The sequence below is a fragment of the Massilia niastensis DSM 21313 genome (assembly GCF_000382345.1).
GTDB classification, from domain to species: Bacteria; Pseudomonadota; Gammaproteobacteria; order Burkholderiales; family Burkholderiaceae_D; genus Telluria; species Telluria niastensis.
On the sequence record NZ_KB908107.1, the window covers coordinates 1 to 20,613 of the forward strand.

Annotated in this window: 22 protein-coding genes; 9 read left to right on the forward strand and 13 right to left on the reverse strand. The window is 69.2% G+C overall.

Going from position 1 to position 20,613, the window contains the following annotated elements:
* From H162_RS33310 to H162_RS0118005, 3 genes are all read right to left on the reverse strand, one after another.
* A partial coding sequence (locus H162_RS33310; RefSeq protein ID WP_211223685.1) for a transposase domain-containing protein occupies window positions 1-206 on the reverse strand: 206 nt, incomplete at its 3' end.
* A 226-nt stretch (window positions 207-432) separates the two neighbouring features.
* Complete coding sequence (locus tag H162_RS0118000; RefSeq protein WP_026354798.1) at window positions 433-1,800, reverse strand: DEAD/DEAH box helicase; 1,368 nt, start codon at window positions 1,798-1,800, stop codon at window positions 433-435.
* A 265-nt stretch (window positions 1,801-2,065) separates the two neighbouring features.
* On the reverse strand, window positions 2,066-2,845 hold the full coding sequence (locus H162_RS0118005) for an inositol monophosphatase family protein (RefSeq protein WP_020654885.1): 780 nt from the start codon (window positions 2,843-2,845) through the stop codon (window positions 2,066-2,068).
* Between the two features lie 173 nt (window positions 2,846-3,018).
* Here H162_RS0118005 and H162_RS0118010 point away from each other — a divergent pair, with 173 nt between their 5' ends.
* From H162_RS0118010 to H162_RS0118040, 7 genes are all read left to right on the forward strand, one after another.
* A complete protein-coding gene (locus H162_RS0118010) occupies window positions 3,019-3,780 on the forward strand; it encodes an RNA methyltransferase (protein WP_020654886.1) in 762 nt (253 codons plus the stop codon).
* Between the two features lie 106 nt (window positions 3,781-3,886).
* Complete coding sequence (locus H162_RS0118015) at window positions 3,887-4,405, forward strand: hypothetical protein (protein ID WP_020654887.1); 519 nt, start codon at window positions 3,887-3,889, stop codon at window positions 4,403-4,405.
* Entirely contained in the window at window positions 4,402-6,030 is a 1,629-nt protein-coding gene (locus tag H162_RS0118020; RefSeq protein WP_020654888.1) for a GMC family oxidoreductase, read from the forward strand. Before H162_RS0118015 ends, H162_RS0118020 begins: the two co-directional genes overlap by 4 nt.
* Before the next feature lie 4 nt (window positions 6,031-6,034).
* Window positions 6,035-6,988 carry an esterase/lipase family protein gene (locus H162_RS0118025; protein ID WP_020654889.1) on the forward strand — a complete coding sequence of 318 codons (954 nt, stop codon included), beginning with the start codon at window positions 6,035-6,037 and terminating at the stop codon, window positions 6,986-6,988.
* A 132-nt stretch (window positions 6,989-7,120) separates the two neighbouring features.
* Window positions 7,121-7,876, forward strand: a complete 756-nt coding sequence (locus H162_RS0118030; protein WP_020654890.1) for a response regulator — start codon at window positions 7,121-7,123, stop codon at window positions 7,874-7,876.
* A 151-nt stretch (window positions 7,877-8,027) separates the two neighbouring features.
* Entirely contained in the window at window positions 8,028-8,723 is a 696-nt protein-coding gene (locus tag H162_RS0118035; protein ID WP_020654891.1) for a TetR/AcrR family transcriptional regulator, read from the forward strand.
* A gap of 9 nt (window positions 8,724-8,732) precedes the next feature.
* Window positions 8,733-9,311 carry an LOG family protein gene (locus H162_RS0118040; protein ID WP_020654892.1) on the forward strand — a complete coding sequence of 193 codons (579 nt, stop codon included), beginning with the start codon at window positions 8,733-8,735 and terminating at the stop codon, window positions 9,309-9,311.
* Here H162_RS0118040 and H162_RS0118045 read toward each other — a convergent pair.
* The 9 genes from H162_RS0118045 to H162_RS0118085 form a co-directional block, all read right to left on the reverse strand.
* A complete protein-coding gene (locus tag H162_RS0118045) occupies window positions 9,308-9,907 on the reverse strand; it encodes a YdcF family protein (protein ID WP_020654893.1) in 600 nt (199 codons plus the stop codon). The two genes, H162_RS0118040 and H162_RS0118045, sit on opposite strands and share 4 nt — an antisense overlap.
* 48 nt (window positions 9,908-9,955) lie before the next feature.
* Window positions 9,956-11,056 (reverse strand): diguanylate cyclase, encoded by a 1,101-nt coding sequence (locus tag H162_RS0118050; RefSeq protein ID WP_020654894.1) that lies wholly within the window; start codon window positions 11,054-11,056, stop codon window positions 9,956-9,958.
* Entirely contained in the window at window positions 11,053-13,770 is a 2,718-nt protein-coding gene (locus H162_RS0118055; RefSeq protein ID WP_020654895.1) for a bifunctional diguanylate cyclase/phosphodiesterase, read from the reverse strand. Before H162_RS0118055 ends, H162_RS0118050 begins: the two co-directional genes overlap by 4 nt.
* A 3-nt stretch (window positions 13,771-13,773) precedes the next feature.
* The gene (locus H162_RS0118060; RefSeq protein WP_020654896.1) at window positions 13,774-14,205 is read right to left on the reverse strand and encodes a type 2 periplasmic-binding domain-containing protein; all 432 of its coding nucleotides are present in this window, start codon (window positions 14,203-14,205) and stop codon (window positions 13,774-13,776) included.
* A 7-nt stretch (window positions 14,206-14,212) separates the two neighbouring features.
* The gene (locus H162_RS0118065; RefSeq protein ID WP_020654897.1) at window positions 14,213-15,466 is read right to left on the reverse strand and encodes a hypothetical protein; all 1,254 of its coding nucleotides are present in this window, start codon (window positions 15,464-15,466) and stop codon (window positions 14,213-14,215) included.
* A 270-nt stretch (window positions 15,467-15,736) separates the two neighbouring features.
* The gene (locus H162_RS0118070) at window positions 15,737-16,255 is read right to left on the reverse strand and encodes a M48 family metallopeptidase (RefSeq protein WP_020654898.1); all 519 of its coding nucleotides are present in this window, start codon (window positions 16,253-16,255) and stop codon (window positions 15,737-15,739) included.
* A gap of 80 nt (window positions 16,256-16,335) precedes the next feature.
* Window positions 16,336-16,677, reverse strand: coding sequence for a KGG domain-containing protein (locus tag H162_RS0118075; RefSeq protein WP_020654899.1), 342 nt, complete (start codon window positions 16,675-16,677; stop codon window positions 16,336-16,338).
* A 323-nt stretch (window positions 16,678-17,000) separates the two neighbouring features.
* Window positions 17,001-17,366: a hypothetical protein gene (locus tag H162_RS0118080; protein WP_020654900.1), complete on the reverse strand. Its 366-nt coding sequence runs from the start codon at window positions 17,364-17,366 to the stop codon at window positions 17,001-17,003.
* Window positions 17,367-17,455: 89 nt separating this feature from the next.
* Complete coding sequence (locus H162_RS0118085; RefSeq protein WP_020654901.1) at window positions 17,456-18,487, reverse strand: NADP-dependent oxidoreductase; 1,032 nt, start codon at window positions 18,485-18,487, stop codon at window positions 17,456-17,458.
* A gap of 118 nt (window positions 18,488-18,605) precedes the next feature.
* Between H162_RS0118085 and H162_RS0118090 the strand changes: the two genes are divergently transcribed.
* Together H162_RS0118090 and H162_RS0118095 are read left to right on the forward strand one after the other, a co-directional pair.
* Window positions 18,606-19,148 (forward strand): YaeQ family protein, encoded by a 543-nt coding sequence (locus tag H162_RS0118090; RefSeq protein WP_020654902.1) that lies wholly within the window; start codon window positions 18,606-18,608, stop codon window positions 19,146-19,148.
* A gap of 63 nt (window positions 19,149-19,211) precedes the next feature.
* Window positions 19,212-19,661 (forward strand): copper chaperone PCu(A)C, encoded by a 450-nt coding sequence (locus H162_RS0118095; RefSeq protein ID WP_020654903.1) that lies wholly within the window; start codon window positions 19,212-19,214, stop codon window positions 19,659-19,661.
* 7 nt (window positions 19,662-19,668) lie between these two features.
* On the opposite strand, the gene H162_RS0118100 is transcribed toward H162_RS0118095, so the two are convergent.
* Complete coding sequence (locus tag H162_RS0118100) at window positions 19,669-20,451, reverse strand: head GIN domain-containing protein (RefSeq protein WP_020654904.1); 783 nt, start codon at window positions 20,449-20,451, stop codon at window positions 19,669-19,671.
* Window positions 20,452-20,613 lie beyond the last annotated feature (162 nt).

Below are 20,613 nucleotides of genomic sequence, written 5' to 3' on the forward strand. Positions count from 1 at the left end.
TGCCGTACCGAACGATGACGGTACAAGGCCAACGCAATGACCAGCCACACTACCTGCTGTGCTGGCAAACGTCTTCGTCGAATGCTCGCCTTACCTGTATGGCTGAGCGCCTGCTCGATCCACTCAACTGGCAGATGCTCACCCAGCCGTTGCCAATCAGGAGCGGGAAGATCTGCGGTTACAAGTGGGAGGGTATCGGCTAGCATCGGAACCGCAGGTTAACAGAGCCGCTACACGTTTACAACAGCCAAATGATCAAAGGTGGCTTAACTTAACCGCATTAGACTCTGACCCTAATTATTGGGAGTGCTGAGCTTGGCTAAAAGAAATAGGGTCAGAGTTGAATTAACGGAAACTTTTAAAAGTTGTCTGTTAATTCTACTCTGACCCTACGTTTAGCTTTCCTGGCCCTGGCTTGGGCCTGGCCTGGGCTTAGCGGTCGCGGTTGGGGCGGGAGGCCGGGGAGTGGGAGCGGGCGCCGGCGCCGCTGCGTTTCGGGGCGCTGGAGGGGGCGGCGCCTGGGGCGCGCGGCTTGGCGCCGTTGCCGGCGCTGCCGGCGCTGCGGTTGCCGCCCGGACGACCACCACCACGGTTGGCATGGCCCGGGGCGCCGCTGCGCAGCTGGATCGGCTGCGCACGCGCGGTCGGATCCGGCTCGAAACCGGGGATCACGTGACGCGGCAGGGTCTGCTTGATCAGCTTTTCGATGTCTTTCAGCATCTGGTGCTCGTCGACGCAGACCAGCGAGACAGCTTCACCCGTGGCGCCGGCGCGGCCGGTACGGCCGATGCGGTGCACGTAGTCTTCCGGCACGTTCGGCAGGTCGTAGTTCACCACGTGCGGCAGCTGGTCGATGTCGATGCCGCGCGCCGCGATGTCGGTCGCCACCAGCACCTGCAGGCTGCCATCCTTGAATTCAGCCAGCGCCTTGGTGCGCGCCGACTGGCTCTTGTTGCCGTGGATCGCCATCGCGCCGATGCCGTCCTTGCCCAGTTGCTCCACCAGCTTGTTGGCGCCGTGCTTGGTGCGCGTGAACACCAGCACCTGGTGCCAGTTGTTGGTCTTGATCAGGTGCGCCAGCATCGGGTGCTTCTTGTCGCGGTCCACCGGGTGGATCGTTTGCGCAATGACTTCCACCGTCGAGTTGCGGCGTGCCACTTCGATCGACGCCGGGTTGTCCAGCAGGCGGTCGGCCAGGGCCTTGATCTCGTCGGAGAAGGTGGCCGAGAACAGCAGGTTCTGGCGCTTTGGCGGCAGCACCGCCAGCACCTTGCGGATGTCGTGGATGAAGCCCATGTCGAGCATGCGGTCGGCTTCGTCCAGGATCAGGATTTCGATGTTCTTCAGGTCGACCGTGCCCTGGCCGACGTGGTCGAGCAGGCGGCCCGGGGTAGCGACCAGGATGTCGACGCCCTGCTTGAGCAGCTTGATCTGCGGGTTGATGCCGACCCCGCCGAAGATCACGGCCGAATTCAGGTTGGTGTACTTGCCATACACGCGCACGCTTTCCTCGACCTGGGCCGCGAGCTCGCGCGTCGGGGTCAGGACCAGGGCGCGGATCTGGCGCGGCACGGTCTTGTTGCGCAGCGCGCTGCCGACCTTGTCGGTCGACAGGCGGTGCAGGATCGGCAGGGTGAAACCGGCGGTCTTGCCGGTGCCGGTCTGGGCGCCGGCCAGCAGGTCGCCGCCGTTCAGCACTGCAGGAATCGCCTGGCTCTGGATCGGCGTCGGTGCGGTGTAACCTTGTTCAGTGACGGCGCGCACGATGGCCTCGGACAGGCCAAGTGTAGAAAATGACATAAATTCTCAGTAAAGAGTGGCCCGTCGCCAAAGGAGGCGTCAGTCCAGGAATTGAATTACTAATGCGGCGGGCGGAATTAAAAAGTCCGCATGCCCGGACGCTGCCGCTGTACGGCTAGCTGGGATTATAGTGAAAGATGTTTCACTGTGGAAAGTTTTTTGATCGGCGCTTTCCGGCCGGTGACGCGGGACGAGCAGGATAATGCTGCCAGCCTACCCTGGCGAGCAGGGCAAGGCCGGTCGTCCCGGAAGCACGGAGGGTATTTTACGCGAAAGGCGAGAGCAGCGTGACCATGGCCCCGAAAACCTTCGGACCGGCGGCCAGCACGTCGCCTTTGTGCAGGTATTCGGATTCGCCGTTGAACTCGCCGACGATGCCGCCGGCTTCGGTCACGAGCAGGGCGCCCGCGGCGATATCCCAGACCTTCAGGCCCTTCTCGAAGTAGCCGTCGATGCGGCCGGCGGCGACGTTCGCCAGTTCCAGGGCCGCCGAGCCGCCGCTGCGCACGCCATGGCAGCGCGAGGCGACCACTTCGTACATGCGCAGGTATTCGGCCAGCGCGCGCGGATCCGGGCCATGGCCGGCACCCAGCAGGGCCTTGCCGATGCGGTCGTGGTTGCGCACGCGGATGCGCTTGTCGTTCAGGTAGGCGCCGCCGCCCTTGGAGGCGGTGAACAGGTCGTTGCGGACCGGGTCGTAGACCAGGGCCTGGGTGATTACGCCGCGCTGCTGGAGCGCGATCGAGATGCAGTAGTTGGGGTAGCCGTGCAGGAAGTTGGTGGTGCCATCGATCGGGTCGATGATCCACACGAATTCACTCTCGTCGTTCAGGTTGCTCGATGCGCCGGTTTCTTCCGCCAGGATGGCGTGGTCGGGGTAGGCTTTCAGCAGCGTCTCCACGATCGCCTGTTCCGCCGCCTGGTCGACGTCGGTGACGAAATCGTTATGATTCTTTTCGGAGATGGTGATGCGGTCGAGATCGAAGGACGCGCGGTTGATGACGGTGGCGGCGCGGCGAGCGGCCTTGACGGCCGTGTTGAGCATTGGGTGCATGAAGGCTTTCCGTGAAAAACGCGAACGCCCACCAACGCACGCGGCGCCGTGAACGGTCAGCTATGAGAGTAGATTAAAGAGCAAAGCGGTGCCGAACCCGTTACAATCGCGAACCTTCGTCCGCCAATTCCAACCGTTCGCACCGCGCGATGGCGCTATTGTAAATGAACCCGACCGAAATCGACACTTCTCTTTTCAAACGCCTGCGCTTCGTGCTGGTCGAAACCAGTCGCGCCGGCAACATCGGCGCCGTGGCGCGCGCGATGAAGACGATGGGATTCAGCGAGCTCGTGCTGGTCACGCCGAAATGCGCCGAGCCCCTGACGGACCCGGAAGCGGTGGCCTTCGCCAGCGGCGCGATCGACGTGCTGGGCAATGCCCGCATCGTGGGCAGCATCGGCGAAGCGCTGGAAGGCTGCAACTTCGCCGCCGCCGTCTCGGCCCGCCTGCGCGAATTCTCGCCGCCGGTCTGGACCCCGCGCGAGTTCGCCGCCCACGCCGCCGCCCAGGCCGAACTGCGCCCGGCGCTCGTGCTCGGCAACGAGCGCTTCGGCCTGCCGAACCACATCGTCGAGCAGTGCAACGTCCTGATCAACATCCCGGCCAATCCCGAGTATTCCTCGCTCAACCTGTCGCAGGCCGCCCAGGTGCTGGCCTACGAGGCGCGCCTGGCCGCCATCGGCGACGGCATCGATGCGCGCGGCGTCGGCTTCCATGGCGATGCCGCCAGCGTGGCCCAGATCGAGGGCATGTATGCGCACCTCGAAGAGGCGCTGGTGGCGGTCGGCTTCCTGGATGCCGGCAATCCGAAGAAGCTGATGCCGCGCCTGAAGCGCCTGTTCGCCCGCACCCAGCTCGAGACCGAGGAAGTCAACATCCTGCGCGGCATCGCGCGCCAGATCCTCAAGCACACGCCGCCGCGCTGAGGCGCGGCCGGAGTCCGGTTCCGGCTAGACGCCATCCTCTAGTCCAGCCCGCCGACCTGCGCCGACCCTTGGCGTACACTGGCGAAAAAACGACAAGAGGTCTGAGATGGCGACTTCACGCAGGACTTTCCTGGCAGCGGGCGGCCTGGCCGCGCTGGCGCTGGCCGGCGGCGGGACCTGGTACCGCTTGCGGCACGCGCCGCCGCACCGCTTCGCACTCGACGGCGAGGCGCGCGCCGCACTGCACGCGATCATCCCGGCGCTCCTGGCGGGCGCGCTGCCGGATGACCCGGCCCGGCGCGCGCTGGCGCTCGCCTCCGTGACGGACGGCGTGCACGCGGCCATCCTCGGCCTGCCGCCCGCCACCCAGAAGGAAGTCCAGGACCTGTTCGGACTGCTGGCGCTGGCGCCGGCGCGCCGCCTGCTCACCGGGATCCCGGACGGCTGGCGCAACGCCACTCCCGACCGGGTCGGCGCCTTCCTGCAGGACTGGCGCCTGCACCGCCTGGGCCTGCTGCGCACCGCCTACCACGCGCTGCACGACCTGGTGCTGGGCGCCTGGTACGCCCAGCCGGCCAGCTGGGCGGCGATCGGCTACCCCGGGCCGTTGACGGAGCTGGCATGAGCGCGGCGCACGGCCTCGTCCCCGATCCGATCCAGGCCGGCCTGGCGCGCGGCTGGAAGGTGGTCGACGCCGCCGCCCTGCATGAAGACCGCGCGATGACGGCCGATGTCGTCATCGTCGGCAGCGGCGCCGGCGGCGCGGTCAGCGCCGAGATCCTGGCCAGGTCCGGCCTGTCGGTGATCGTGGTCGAGGAGGGCCCGCTGAAATCCTCGCGCGACTTCAGGATGGACGAAGCCGAGGCCTACCCGGCGCTGTACCAGGAATCGGCCGCGCGCAAGAGCGCGGACAAGGGCATCAACATCCTCCAGGGCCGCGCGGTGGGCGGCTCCACCACCGTCAACTGGACCTCGAGCTTCCGCACCCCGGACGCCACCCTGGCGTGGTGGCGCCAGCGCCATGGGCTCGCCGAAGCCACGCCGGAGGCGCTGGCGCCCTGGTTCGCGATGGCCGAACGGCGCCTCGGCATCGACGACTGGCAGGCCGGCCCCAACGAGAACAACGACATCCTGCGCCGTGGCGCCGACAGGCTGGGCATCCCGACCGGCTTCATCCGGCGCAACGTGCGCGGCTGCTGGAACCTCGGCTACTGCGGCATGGGCTGTCCCACCAACGCCAAGCAGTCGATGCTGGTGACCTGCATCCCGGCCGCGCTCGACCAGGGCGCGACCCTGGTCACGCGCGCCCGCGCACAGGCACTGCGCATCCGCGGCGAGCGCGTCGAGGAAGTGCTGTGCCACGCCCTCGACCCGGGCGGCGTGCTGCCGAGCGGACGCCTGCTGCGCCTGCGCGCGCGCCACGTGGTGGTGGCCGGCGGCGCGATCAATTCGCCCGCGCTGCTGCTGCGATCAAGGGCGCCCGACCCCGGCGGCCAGCTCGGCAAGCGCACCTTCCTGCACCCGACCCTGGTCTCGGCCGCCTTCTTCCCGCAGCGCGTGGACGGCTGGGCCGGCGCGCCGCAGACCGTGTATTCGGACCACTTCCTGGGCGCCGCCCCAATCGACGGACCGCTGGGCTACAAGCTGGAAGCGCCGCCGCTGCATCCGCTGCTGCTGGCCACCACCATGCCCGGCTTCGGGGAGGGGCATGCGGCGATGATGCGCGATTTCCCGCACATGCAGGGCATGCTGGCGCTGCTGCGCGACGGCTTCCACGCCGACTCGCCGGGCGGCGCGGTGCGCCTGCGGCCCGACGGCAGCCCGGAACTCGACTATCCGCTGAACGCTACCCTGTGGGAAGGCGCGCGCCGGGCCTTGCTCAGCATGGCCGAGATCCAGTTCGCCGCCGGCGCGCGCAGCGTGCAGCCGGCGCACGAGATGGCGCGCCGCTACACCAGCTGGGAGGAGGCGCGGCGCGGGATCGCCGCGCTGCCGCAGCGCGTGCACCTGACGCGGGTGGCCTCGGCCCACGTGATGGGCGGCTGCGCGATGGCGGGCGACGAGCGCCTCGGGGTCACCGATCCGGACGGGCGCTACCGCGGCCTGCTGAACCTGTCGGTGCACGACGGCTCGCTGTTCCCGACCTCGATCGGCGCCAATCCGCAGCTGAGCATCTACGGCATCGCGGCGCGCCTGGCGAGCAGGCTGGCCGCTGCGCTGACCGGCCGTCCGGCGGCGCCGCTGGCCTGAAGCCATGCGCGCGCGCAGCCTGCTCAAGCTGGTCCTGCTGGTGCAGGCGCTGGCCGCGCTCGGGATCGGCCTGGCCGCGCTGCATGTGTTCGGCGCCAGCCGCTGGCAGGCGCTGGCGGCGGGGCTGGGCAGCGTGGTGCTGGTGCGCATGCTCATCAACGCCAACAACTTCGCGATGAGCGCGCGCTTCGCCAGCCCGACCCCCCGCCAGTTCCAGCTGGGACTGGGGGCGCGCCTGGCCCTGTTCGCCGAGGAGTTCGCGGCCAGCATGCTGTACTCGTCCTGGTACATGACGCGCGCCGTGGCGCGCACCCGGATCTACCCGGAGTCCGGCGTGCCGCCGGTGCTGCTGCTGCACGGCTATGGCTGCAACAGCGGCTACTGGTCGCACCTGCTGCCGCTGCTCGATGCGGCCAGGATCAGCCATGCCTCGGTCGACCTGGAGCCGCTGACCGGCGACATCGACGGCTACGCGCCGCTGGTCGACGGCGCGGTGCGCGCGCTGTGCGCCCAGGCCGGCAGCGAGCAGGTGATCGTGGTCGCGCACAGCATGGGCGGACTGGTGGCGCGCGCCTGGATGCGCACGGGCGGCTGCCGGCGGGTGGCGCGCCTGATCACGCTCGGCACGCCGCACCACGGCACCAGCCTGGCGGCCTTCGGGGTCGGCGCGAACGCGGCCCAGATGCGCCGCCTCGGGGTGGAGGGGCCGGAAAGCGACTGGCTGCGCGCGCTCGGCGCCTGCGAGGAGGCGGCCACGCGCGCCCTGGTCACCTCGATCTATACCCACCACGACAACATCATCGCGCCCCAGACCTCGAGCGTCCTGCCGGGCGCGCGCAACCTGGCCTTCGGCGGCGTCGGACACGTGGCGCTGGGCCGCAACCCGCGCGTGCTGGCGGCGGTCATGGAGGAAATCGCGCGCCTGGGCCGGGCGCGCAAAGCCGGCCCGGCGGCCTGACTCTCTGTCTTATGGGAGAGCCGGCGCGCCGCCACGCGCAGGGCGACGGGGCGGGCGCCGGCCGCCGCGGCAAACCGGATCGCCGGGTGCGGCGTGGTACAGTGCACCCCAATGCCGCAACCGGAGTGCCTCGTGGCCCGCATCCTCATCATCGAAGACAATCCCGCCAACATCGAACTCATGTCCTTCCTGCTGAACGCCTTCGGCCATACGCCGCTGGTCGCATCGAATGGCGCGCGCGGGGTGGCGGCGGCGCGCGGCCAGCATCCGGACCTGGTCGCCTGCGACGTCAACCTGCCGGACATGAGCGGCTTCGCGGTCCTGTCCGCCCTCAAGGCCGAGCCGGCGCTGGCCGGGGTGCCGGTGCTGGCCGTGACCGCGCTGGCGATGAGCGGCGACCGCGAGAAGCTGCTGGCGGCCGGCTTCGACGGCTACATCAGCAAGCCGATCGAGCCGGAGGGCTTCGTGGCCCAGCTGGAGGCCTTCCTGCCGGCCGCGCAGCCGGCCCTGCTGCTGGTCGACGACGACCGCTTCATGCTGGGCGTGCTCGGCGACATGCTGGAGGGGCAGGGCTACCGCGTGCTCGGCGCCGGCTCGGGCGAAGAGGCCCTGGCGCTGCTCGAGCGCGAGCCGGTCGGCGTGATCCTGTGCGACCAGTCGATGCCGGGCATGTCCGGCACCGCGTTCCTGGCCGAGGCCGCGCGGCGCCATCCGGCCACGGTGCGCATCATGCTGTCGGGCCAGCTCGACCTGGCCGAGATCGAGGCGGCGATGGACGCCGGCGTGATCGACGGCCACTACGCCAAGCCGGCGGCGGCGGGCCCGCTGCGCGAGCGCATGGCGCTGGCCTTCCGCCTGCACGCCCGGCGCGCGGGCGGGGACGTATAGAAGCCGCGTTCGGCAGCGGCGTTTCACGCGCCAGGCCCGCTTCTGGACTGCCGTGCAAGCCGGCAGGCCGGGGCAGTTCCCGATTCGAGGAAGCATTCTACGAACGACCGTTCGGTGTTATCCTTGCGGGAATACATTTCAGCTCGTCCCCATGCAACAGAAAGCTCCACGCCGTACCCGTGAACGCATCCTCGAGCTCTCGCTCAGGCTGTTCAACGAGTTCGGCGAGCCGAATATCACGACTACGGTCATTGCCGAGGAGATGAATATCTCGCCCGGCAACCTGTATTACCACTTCCGTAACAAGGACGACATCGTCAATTCGATCTTCGTCCAGTTCGAAGCGGAGATCGAGCGCATCCTGACGGTGCCGGCCGGACGCCGCTCGAACATGGAAGACGTGTGGCTCTACCTGCACCTGATGTTCGAACTGATCTGGCGCTACCGTTTCTTCTACCGCGACCTGAACGACCTGCTGTCGCGTAACCGCAAGCTCGAGCTGCACTTCAAGGCGATCCTGGCGCACAAGATCAAGGTGGCGCGCCAGCTGTGCGAGGATTTGCGCAGCGAAGGCTCGCTGGAAGCGTCCGACCCGCAGATCGGCGCGATGGCGACCAACATGGTGGTGGTGGCGACCTACTGGCTGTCCTACGAGTACGTGCGCAATCCGCGCAAGTACAGCGAGCAGCAGGCGATCGCCGACGCCCTCGCGCGCGGCTGCTACCAGGTGCTGTCGATGGTCGGCCCCTACCTGCGCGGCGACACCCGCCTGCTGTTCGAGAAGCTGTCCGACGAATATCTCAAGAAGCTGTCCGCCGAGGCTCGGCCCGGCACCGATTTCCTGTAAGGCCCAACAATGAAAACAATCGCTGTCTACTGCGGCGCCTCGCATGGCGCCAATCCCCTGTACGCCGACGCGGCGCGCGACCTGGCGCGCACGCTGGTCGAGCACAACGTCGGCCTGGTCTACGGCGGCGGCAAGGTCGGCCTGATGGGCGTGATCGCCGACGAGGTGCTGCGCCTGGGCGGCGAAGCCACCGGCGTGATCCCGCGCGCGCTGGTCGAGCGCGAAGTCGGCCACGCCGGCCTGACCCGGCTGTTCGTGGTCAAGGACATGCATGAGCGCAAGGCCATGATGGCCGACCTGTCCGAAGGCTTCATCGCGATGCCGGGCGGGATGGGCACGCTCGAGGAACTGTTCGAGATGGTGACCTGGTCCCAGCTCGGCATCCACGCCAAGCCGATCGGCCTGTTCAACGTGAACGGATTCTACGACGGCTTGAGCGCCTTCGTGCGCCACCAGTGCGAGGAAGGTTTCGTGCGCGCCGAGCATGCGGAGCGGATGCTGGTCGACGCCGACCCCGCCAGCCTGATCCGCCGCCTGCGCGCGGCCGCGCCGCCCCAGGCGCCGAGCGCGGCGGACCTGCGCGGCTAGGGCGCGGGGGAGCGGGCGGGGTAGGGCGCATAGTCGGCTACCTCGCTCAGGAAACCCTGTTCGAGGTAGCCGGGAATCTTCTGGTACTCGGCCAGCACGCGCCTGCGGAACTCGCGGTGCTCGTGCCAGCGCCCGACCTCCACGCCGAAGTAGTTGACCGGGCAGGCGGACAGCGCCAGGCCGGGCCAGTGGCGTTCGATGGTCATCAGGTAGCGCCGGGTGGCGCAGACCTTGCCGATCACCAGCACGCTGCGCACCTGCGCCAGGTCGAGCCGGGCGGACAGCGCCGCGCGGCCCAGGATCACGTTTTCGCCGGTATTCGTCGCCCTCGTCTCCAGCACCAGCGCCGCGCGCGGCATCCCCAGCGCGAGCAGGCGCGCGGCGATCACCTCGGCTTCCGGCCGGCGGTCGCCGGGCGTGACCCCGCCCGACACCAGCAGCACGCGGAACATCCCGCGCATCCACAGCGCATGCGCGCTGGCGCAGAATTCGTCCACGCCATGGCGGGTCCCGAACAGGAAGCCGACATCCGAAGGCCGCAGCGGGACTTCGGGCATCACATAGGCGGAAATGGCGGCGAGGTCGGGGGCGTCCATGGGGCGGCTCGGGATCGGATGCGCCGATCTTACCAGCACCTTGCGGGCTCAGGCCACCATGATGCGGTCGCGTCCCGCTTCCTTGGCGCGGTACAGGGCCTTGTCGGCGCGGTTGATGGCGTCGGCGAAGGGCTCGTCCGGACGGCGCTCGACCAGGCCGGCCGAGAAGCTGATGCGGCGCCCGGGATCGAGTCCCGGCACCTGCATCGCGTGCACCCGTTCGGCCATGCGCGCCAGCACATTCTCCGCATCGGCGGGCCGGGTGTCCGGCAGCAGCAGCAGGAATTCCTCGCCGCCCCAGCGCGCCAGCATGTCGTGCCCGCGCAGCGCCGAGCGCGCGGTGCCCGCGAAGGCGCGCAGCACGGCGTCGCCGGCCGCATGGCCGTGGCGGTCGTTCACCTGCTTGAAGAAGTCGATGTCGAGCAGCGCCACGCAGGTGCCGGCGCCGTGCGGCTGGCGCCGCTCCTCGGCGTCCAGCACCTCGTTCATGTGGCGCCGGTTCACCAGCGAGGTCAGTTCGTCCATCGTGGCCAGGGTGCGGATGGTGCCGAGGGCCTCGGTCAGTTCGCGCTTCTGGTGCTTCAGGCGCGCGCGCAGCTTGTGCATCTCGCCGCTCAGCACCGCGGTCGAGAACAGGGCGGCGGCCAGGTAACCGAAGGTCAGCGCCTCGGTCTCCGGCGGGAAGCGCGCCGGGTCGTGCGCCTGCAGCCACCACATGGTCGCGCCCACGCCGGCGGTCGCGATGAGCGACAGCAGCATGGTCTGGCGCGGGCGGGCGGCGAACATGCAGAAGGCGATGACGACCACCGCCATGCTCAGCGGGGCCGCGCGCAGCGGGCCGGAAACCGCATACATCCACATGGCGCACACCAGCGAGAACACGGCCTGGGACACGGCCAGCCGGTCGGGCGCCACCCCGAGCCTGGCGCTCAGGCGGATCAGGAGGTAGAACGCCAGCACGCCGCAGACGCCGAACCGGATCAGCGTCCTTGCCGCGGGTGCGGGGGTGTAGCCATGTTCCACCTGCAGCAGCACCAGGCCGGCGCAGGCGCAGTACAGGACCGCGGTGAAGGCCCAGTAATGCAGCATCCGGCGCAGGCCGGGATCGGTTCCGTACAGGAGGGTCGCGAGGCGGCGCAACAGGTTCATGTCTGTCCCGTGGAATGTGGAGGGTGGACCAGCAGGGCGGCAAGGTCGGCGGCCGGTACCGGACGGCTGAACAGGTAGCCCTGCATCTCGTCGCAATCGTTGGCGCGCAGGAAGTCGCGCTGCTGTTCGGTCTCGACGCCTTCGGCGATGACGCGCAGGTTCAGCTTGTGGCCGAGCGAGATCACGGCCATCGCGATCGCCTGGTCGTCCGGGCTGTCGGCCAGGTCGCACACGAAGGATTTGTCGATCTTCAGGCGGCTGATCGGGAAGGACTTCAGCGCCGACAGGCTCGAGTAGCCGGTGCCGAAGTCGTCGATCGAGAGCGACACGCCCATCGCCTTCAGCTCGCGCATCTTGTCGACCGAGCGCGCCAGGTCGCGCATGATCGCGCTTTCGGTGACCTCGACTTCCAGCGCCTCGGGCGGCAGCCCGGTGTCGCGCAGCGCGCCGGCGATGCGCTCGACCAGGCGCTTTTCCTCGAACTGGCGGGCCGAGACGTTGACCGACACGCTCAGGGGCGGCAGTCCGGCGGCGCACCAGGCCCGGGCCTGGCGGCAGGCGCTGCGCACCACCCATTCCCCGATCGGCACGATCAGGCCGCTCTCCTCGGCCAGGCCGATGAAGCGCAGCGGCGACACCATGCCGTGCTCGGGATGCCGCCAGCGGATCAGGGCCTCGACGCCGAACACGCGGCCGCTGCGCAGATCGACTTTCGGCTGGTACAGGAGCTGGAACTGGCAGGGGCCGGCATGGCCGTCGGCGCAGCTGTCGAGGGCGGCGCGCAGGCCTTCGAGCAGCCTCAGCTTTTCCTCGACGCTGGCGTTCATCTCGCTGGCATAGAACTGGACGTTGTTGCTGCCCAGGTCCTTGGCGCGGTACATCGCGGCGTCGGCGTTCATCATCAGGGTGTTGACGTCGGCCCCGTCGCGCGGGAAGAAGGTCACGCCGATGCTGCAGCTGACCTGCACTTCCTGGCCGCCGACCTGCACCGGCTCGGTCACCGCCTGGCGCACCTTCTCGAGCAGCGGGGTGATCGCCATCGGGTCGCCCGACAGGTCGGGCAGCAGGATCACGAATTCGTCGCCGCCGAAGCGCGCCAGGGTGTCGGTGCGGCGCAGGCAGCGGCCCATGCGCGCACCCACCACCTTGAGCAGTTCGTCGCCCGCATTGTGGCCCAGGCCATCGTTGACCAGCTTGAAGCCATCCAGGTCGATGAAGGCCAGGCCGACCGCGCCGCCCTTGCGCTCGGCGTCGCGGATCGCCTGTCCCAGGCGGTCGCGCAGCAGGCTGCGGTTGGGCAGGCCGGTCAGGTCGTCATGGTGGGCGAGGTGGCGGATGCGCTGCTCGGCGAGCTTGCGCTCGGTGATGTCGCGCACGATGGCGACCACGCCGCCCTCGACCGCCACCACCTGGCGGTGCAGCCAGCGCTCCGCCACCGGCACGGTGTGCGCCAGCCATTCGGCTTCGCGCGCCACGCCATCGAGGGCCACCGCGGCCAGGTCGTCGAAGATGCTGGCGCCCAGCGAGGCGGGCAGCATGACCGACATGCGCTGGCCGGCCATCTGCTCCTTGCGCAGGCCGGTGAGCTGCTCGGCGCGGCTGTTGGTGGCCTCGATGCTGAAGTCGGCGATCGAGCGGCCGGGGCCGGCGACGGTGCGCAGCACGAAGAAGGCGTCGGGGCTGGCCTCGGAGGCGGCGGCATAGGTTTCCTGCGCCCGGCGCTCGCGGCGGCGCGCCTTGGCCAGCTGCCACGACCAGGCGCTGACCAGGCCGACCGCCGCCAGAAGCAGGGCGCTGCCGGCGCCGGCGGCCAGCAGCCAAGCGCGGCGCTGCTGCTCGAAGCGGGCCATCTGCTCGTCCTGCGACAGGCCGACCACGGCCACCAGCGGGAAGCCGCTCAGCGGGCGGGTGCTGGTGTAGCGCAGCTCGGTGTCGGCGCCGCCGGCGCCCAGCACCACGGCGCCGGCCGCGGCGGGCGCGAAGCGCTGGCCCCAGGAGACCTGCTCGCCGATGCGCAGCGCGCGCAGCACGCCGTCGGCGCCGGCCAGGCCGAGCAGGCCGCGTTCGCCCTGGCGCGAGCGCTCGTAGGAACTGGTGAAATAGGCCGGTTCGACGGCGACGATGGCGACGCCGGCGAAATGCCCGGCGGCGTCGTTGATGCGGCGCGAGAAATGCAGGTGCGGCAACTGCCTGTCCTTGCCCGCCCCGACGCCGGTATGGCCCACATAGGGGGTGTCATGGACGGCGTCGCGGTGGAAGGCGAAGGTGGCCGTGCGCGACAGGTCGCGCCTGCCCAGGCCCGGATTGCTGGCGACCACCTGGCCTTCGCTGTCGGTGATCGCGACCTGGAACACCAGGCCGGGCGGCAGCAGTCCCTGGGCGCCGAGGACGGGCAGGGCGCCGGTCGGGCCGTTCAGTTCGACCGCGTACTTGAGCACGCGCAGGGTCTGGTCGATGCCGCTCAGGCTGCGCGCCATCTGGGCCTCGTAGGTGTCGACCAGTTCGCGCGTGGCGTCGAGCGCGGCGTCCACCGCGGCGCGCCGTTCCGACTCGATCAGGTGCAGGGTGGCGAACCACATGGCGGCCACCAGCAGCAGCGCGAACAGGGGCAGCGACACATGGGTTTCGCGGACGAACGCCAGCCGGCGCGCCGGCGCGCCGCGGTGCACGGCGGCGGGAGCCGGGGGCAGGGAGGGACGAACGGCGCTGCCCATGGCCTAGCGCAGCACCAGCACGGGCCGCACGCTGGCATCCAGCGCGGAGCGGTCGATGTAGCCGATCATCGAGGCATTCCCGGCCACCATGCGGCGCACCGCGCCGTTGTCGGCGGCTTCGCGCGGCGGCTGGCCGCGCCCGGTGAACACCATCTTCGACCAGTGCGCCTTGAGCAGGGCCGGGGTCTTGCCCGTCACCTGCCGGTAGAACTGGTCGCGCTGCGGCGAACCCAGGCGCTGGTCGAGTGCGACCGCTACCCCGCCGTCCGGGAAATGTCCCGCCTGGCCGAGGAAGATCGCGGCGACCTGGTCGCCGCTGAGCACCTGCACGGGATTGCGGGCCGAGACGATCACCACCAGCTCGGCCGACGCATTGGCCGTTGCCGCCAGGCCGATGGCCGCCGCGGCCAGCAGGAGTCGGATGCGTGTCTTCATGGCCGCCTCAGAACACGACATCGAGCGCCACGCTCGTCACGTGGGTGGACTTGTCGAGCTGGAAGGCCGGCTGCGGATTGACCAGCATGCCGCTCGAGGCGCCATGCGGGCGGATGTAGTCGACCTGCGCCTTGAGGGCGATGTCGCGCGCCGCGTCCCAGCGCAGGCCGGCGCTCCAGGTGGACTGTGCCGGCCTGGCGGACAGGTAGCCGTTGAGGGCGGCGTTCAGCGCCAGCACGGTGGCCGCCTCGCGCGGCGGCAGGCCGGCCGCCGGCAGGCCGGGCTCGGCCGCCGGGACGTCGGCGTGCACGCGCGCATAGCCGGCATACGGCGTCAGCGCGCCGTGGCGGTAGCCGGCGCCGACATGCAGCGCGGTGGTCCCGCCGAGCGGCGACGTGCTGCGGCTGTGGCCGGCCTCGGCGCTGACGAACCACTGGCCAGGATCGTGGGTGAAGCCGGCGGTCAGCATGCTGACCCGCCTGTGCCGGATCGCATGGCGGTCGGCCAGGGCATGGCCGCGCGGCCCGAAGCTGCGCAGCGCGGTGAACAAGTCCTTGCCGACGTCGGTGGTCAGGTTGCCGGTGAGGACCGCGACGCGGCCGCTGAACGGGCCCCGGTCGACGCTGTGCGCCAGGCCGGCGATGCCGCTGGCCTGCAGCCGCAGTCCGTTGTACAGGTCGAGATCGGCCTGGCCGTGGAAGACCTGGGTGGCATGGCGCAGGCCCCCGGCGTCCCAGCGCCAGGTGGCGTCGACGCCGTCGCTGCTGCCGATCGGCAGCGCACCATAGACCTCGACCGGGGGACGCACCCAGGGCAGGGTGTAGCCGACCTTGCGGTACTCGGCCGCCAGGAAGCCCGGCAGCGCGATGCGGCCGGCGCGCAGGGCGAGGTCCGGCGTGAGCTGGACCTTGATGTTGGCCCATTCCACCAGCGGACGGTAGCTGCCGTCCAGGCGCTGCTCGCTGACCACCTGCACCACGCCCGACCAGCGGCCGGTCGCCACATCGAGCTGGGCGCCGACGCGGCTGTCCACGTCCACGCTCCAGGCGCGGGTATGGCCGGCGCCGTCCGCCTTCAGGACCGAGGAGATGAAGTCGACATTGCGGTTGCTGGAGTGCACCGCGCCGAGCGTGCCGAAGCCCGACAGCTTCCATGCGGGAGCGGACTCGGCGGCGCAGGCGCCGGCGGAAAGTCCGCAGGCAAGCACGCCCGTACTGAGTACGGCAGGGAAGGACCGGCCGGGATTGAAATACTTGACCATGCAGATGTCGAAGCGGGCCCAGGGGCCAGGAAACGTGCCGGGTGAACTGGACGCGGATGCGGATGTCGGGACAAACTGTAACGAAGCCGCATCGGAATGTCGAGAAATTTTACGCTCGGCAAGTGTGTGTTTCGACAAGCTTCGTTGTTGAATGGCAACGTCCTGGTCGCAGCCCGGCAAGCCACGAGGCCGGGCAGGATGGCGGCTTATCGGAACGGCATGCCGGCCGGACTTTGGACCGGATACCTGAACGGCTGCCATGCATGAGCGTCAGGCAGCAGCGGCCCACAGCCGCTCTCCCGACAGATCCAGCCAGGTCAGGTAGAGCCGAAGGTCGAATTCATATTGGTGGTACTGCGGCTCCATCCAGCAGCAGAGCTTGTAGAACGCCTTGTCGTGTTCCTTTTCCTTCAGGTGGGCCAGCTCGTGGACGGCGATCATGCGCAGGAAGGGGAGCGGGGCGTCGCGGAAGACGGTGCCGATCCGGATCTCGTGCTTGGCCTTGAGGCGCTTGCCCTGCACGCGCGACACGGCCGTGTGCAGGCCCAGCGCATGCTGAATCACCCGGATCTTGCTGTCATAGGCGACCTTGGCGATGGGCTCGGCCTGGCGCAGGTAGCTGTCCTTCAGTTCCTGGACGTAGGCGTACAGCGCCTTGTCGGTGCGGATGCCGTGCGCCGCAGGATAGCGCCGGCGCAGCAGGTCGCCGAGGCGTTCTTCGGCGATCAGCTGGCTGACCTGGGCGCGCAGGGGTTCGGGATAGGCGGTCAGGTATTTGAGGGTATGCATACGGGGCGCAATGTAACACAGCAGGCCCGCGGCGCGGACGCCTGCGGCGTCCGCGCGACACCTTCCCCCGCATGCCCGCCTCACCCCTCCTTGTCACCCTGGCGGTTTCCCTTGGCTGCGGCGCTGGCCGCGCGCTGGGCCGATTGCCGGCTTTCGCCGCCCTTGCGCCCGATGTCGGCCATGTGGGCCCGGTTGCGGCTCACCGCTTCGCCGCCTTTCTGCCCGGCGCGGCGCGCTTCCTCGGAATCGAATTCGTGGGCCGTGCCCTTCTGGTGCGCAGCCTGGCCGCCCTTGCTCGCGATTTCGCGCTGCTGGTTCTGGTCCATTGCCGCGAAGCCGCGCTTGGCAGCTTGCCCGCTGCCGCTCTTTTGCGCGTTGCCCGGGTTGTCTGCGCCTTTGCCGCTCTCGTTACTGTTCGCCATGTCGATCTCTCCTTGTGCCCTGGTGCTGTCGATGAGTTAGCCCGTGAGCGCGGTATGGCTGCGCTCGTGCGTTTAGAGGCAGGGGTAGCGCGTTAGTTCCGGGCACCCGGAGACACGGGCAGGGCGGGTCGTGTCGGGGGCGCTGGCGTCGGGCACCGGGAACGGCGCTACCGCCCCCGGCTTGCAGGCGCGCGCCGCCTCGCGCGACGCGCTGTCCTGACAGGCGACATGATGCGCCAGTTCCGCGGCCAGTGTTGTCGTGCGGGCGATGAAATATTCATCGCCCGGCGCCGCCGGCGATTGGGTGGCGGTATCGAGAGCGCTCAGCCCGCCTGGGTCGGGAAGCCCGGCAAGCGCATCAGGTCGAGGAGCGGACGCGCCAGCTGCTCCCGCGAGTCGGTCAGCAGGGCCAGCAGCCCGGCCTGGTAGTTGCGCAGCGGCTGGCCGCCATCCTGGAGCTTCTGCATGGCGATGCTGCCCAGCTGGAACGGGTCGGTGCAGCCGGCCAGCTCGCGCCAGGTGTCGGCCGTCTGGGCGAACGTCTGGTGGATCAGCTCCATGTGCACCATGCCCAGGCGTACGCCGAGGTCGCCGTAATGCTGGGCCAGCGGCCCCAGGAAAGCCAGCTGGGCGCCGGTCCCGGCGCGCATGGCGGCGCCGGCGGCGGGGATGTCGGGATAGGGGAACACGTTCGCTCCTTCGCAATATGGCCATGCGTCCGGTTGGACCCGGCCGAAAGGGTGGAAGTTCGCCCCATCCGATGCGGGACAGCGCGGACTCAGGCGTCGGCGACCTTCAGCACCAGCTTGCCGAGGTTGCGGCCCTCGAACAGCATCAGGAGCGCCTGCGGGAACTGCTCGAAGCCCTCGACCACGTGCTCGTGGCTCTTGACCGCGCCTTGCCGGAGCAGCTGCGCCAGCTCGGCCACCGCTTCCGGATAGCGGGCCGCGTAGTCGAACACTACCATGCCCTCCATGCGCGCACGGTTAACCAGCAGCGACAGGTAGTTCGACGGCCCCTTCACCGGCGCGGTCGCGTTGTATTGCGAGATCGCGCCGCAGATGACGATGCGCGCCTTCATGTTGATGCGCGTGAGGACGGTGTCGAGGATCTCGCCGCCGACGTTGTCGAAATAGACGTCCACGCCCTGCGGGCAATGTTCCTTCAGGCCAGCGGCCACCTTGCCGGCCTTGTAGTCGATGCAGGCGTCGAAGCCGAGCTGCTCGACCGCGAAGCGGCATTTGTCGGCGCCGCCGGCGATGCCGACCACGCGGCAACCCATGTGCTTCGCGACCTGGCCGACCGTCATCCCGACCGCGCCGGCCGCGCCCGACACCACCACCGTCTCGCCGGCCCTGGCCTGGCCGACCTCGCGCAGGCCGAACCAGGCGGTCATGCCGGGCATGCCGAGGATGTTCAGCCAGGCCGTGGCCGGGGCCATGCGGAGATCGACCTTGACGAAGCCGGCCGCCTTGTCGTCGGCCGGCCCGGACCAGTAGCGCTGCACCCCGGGTGCGCCCACCACGTGGTCGCCGACGGCGAAGCGCGGCGAGCGCGACGCGACCACCACGCCCAGTCCGCCGGCGCGCATGACTTCGCCGATGGCGACCGGACGGATGTAGGATTTGCCTTCGTTCATCCAGCCGCGCATGGCCGGATCGAGCGACAGGTACAGCACCTTGACGACGATCCCGCCTTCCTCGGCGGCGGCGACCGCCTGTTCGTGGAACTGCCAGTCGTGCGGCTGCGGCAGGCCGTTCGGGCGCGCCGCCAGGAGGAACTGCTGGTTGGGGGGGAAGGTGTTCGTCATCCTGGTCTCCTTGAGTTGTTTTTGGCAACAAGACTATACCGCCTTCGTGCCCCGTGGTGCGGCGCATGCGACAATAGCGGGTTACCCGATCCATCAACATAACCAAGCAAAAGCACCAATGGCTCTCAAAGCGACCATCTACAAGGCCGACCTCTCGATCGCAGACATGGACCGGCATTACTACGGCGACCACAGCCTGACCATCGCGCGCCACCCGTCCGAAACCGACGAGCGCGTGATGATCCGCGTGCTGGCCTTCGCCCTGCATGCCCACCCCGCGCTGGGCTTCACCAAGGGCCTGTTCGACACCGACGAGCCCGACCTGTGGCAGAAAGACCTGACCGGCGCGATCGACCTGTGGGTCGAAGTCGGCCAGCCCGACGAGAAGCGCATCCTGAAGGCCAGTGCGCGCGCCGAAAAAGTGGTGGTGTACAGCTACAGCGCCACCAGCCACATCTGGTTCAAGGGGATCGCCAACAAGATCGAGCGCACCAGGAATGTCTCCGTCGTCAACATCCCGGCCGACACCAGCGCCCAGCTGGAAAAGCTGGCGCAGCGCTCGATGCAGCTGCAGTGCACGATCCAGGACGGCCAGGTGTGGCTGACGAATGGGGTCGACACCGTGCTGGTCGAGCGCGAAATGTTCCGCGATAAAGCCTGACGCACCCGAGGTCCGGCCCGACGCTATAATCGTCCCTCTCACCCAGACTTACCGATCCCGACCATGACCCGACAGTTTCTCGCCCTGCTGGCCGCCGGCCTGTTTTCCGCTACCGCCTGTGCCCAGGTAACCGTGTCCGAACCGTGGATCCGCGCCACGGTGCCGGCGCAGAAGAGCTCCGGCGCCTTCATGCAGGTGCAGTCGGCGACGCCGGCGCGCCTGGTCGAGGTGCGCACCCCGGTGGCCGGCCGCGCCGAGCTGCACGAGATGGCGATGGATGGCCAGACCATGCGCATGCGCCAGGTCAAGGAGATCGAACTGCCGGCCGGCAAAGTGGTCAACCTTGCCAGCGGCGGCTACCACGTGATGCTGCTCGACCTGAAGCGCCAGCTCAAGGAAGGCGAGAGCGTCGAGCTGACCCTGGTGGTCCAGGACGCCGCCCAAAAGCGCCAGGAAGTCAAGCTGGCGGTGCCGGTGAAACCGCTCACCCACAGCGCCCACGCGGGACACTAGGTAGCGCTTACGGGTTGCCCGCCAGGCGGCGGGCATCGCCCGAACCCACCACCGACTTGCTCACCCGCGGGTCGCCATAGTAGTTGACGTCGCCCGAGCCGGCGATCGTCAGGCTGAGGCTGTCGCGGGCCCAGACCGTGACGTCGCCCGAGCCGGCCACGCTGATGCTGGCATTCTCGGCCTGCACCTTGCCCAGGTCGACATTCCCCGAACCGCCGATCGAGACCGACAGCTTGCGGGTCCTGCCGCCGGCGGCGCGGAAGTCGCCGCTGCCGCCCAGGGTGACCGAGGCCGATTCGCTCTCCAGGCTGCGGACATGGATCTTGCCCGAACCGCCCAGGTCGAACTGCAGGCGCTGGCCGCGCAGGACATCGGCGTCGATGCTGCCCGAACCGCCCAGCGACAGGCGCTCGACCTGGCGCGCGCTCACGTAGATCTTCAGGTGGCGGCTGCGCAGGTTCAGGTGGCGCTTGGCGGGGCGGATCTTCAGGGTGCCGTCCTCGACGACGGTCTCGATCAGGCCTTGCAGATTGTCGTCGGTCTCGACCGTGACACTGTCGCTGCCGCCGGTGCGCAGTTCCAGCCGGCCCGGCACTTCCATCGCGATGCCGCTGAAGTGCTCGACCTGGCGCACCTGGCGCTTGACGCTGCCGCTGCCTTCCACCTGTTCGCCGCTCCACGGCCAGGAGCCGGCGGCGGCCGGCGCGCCGGCGCCGGCCAGCAGGACGGCCAGCACGAGGGTGCGCAGGACAGGGGTGAAAAGCGGGGAGGAAAGCGTAGTCTTGTTCATGGTGGTCTCCTGGGGACGATGTCATGGAACGCATCCTAATCATGGCACCCCGCATGCGCCGCGCGTTTGCGACGAACCGCAGCGACCGCCCACCAGAATGCATGCTGGACGGATGGGCCGTCCCGGGTCTTTCCCCGGTCGTTCCCCGGTCTTTCCCGTGTG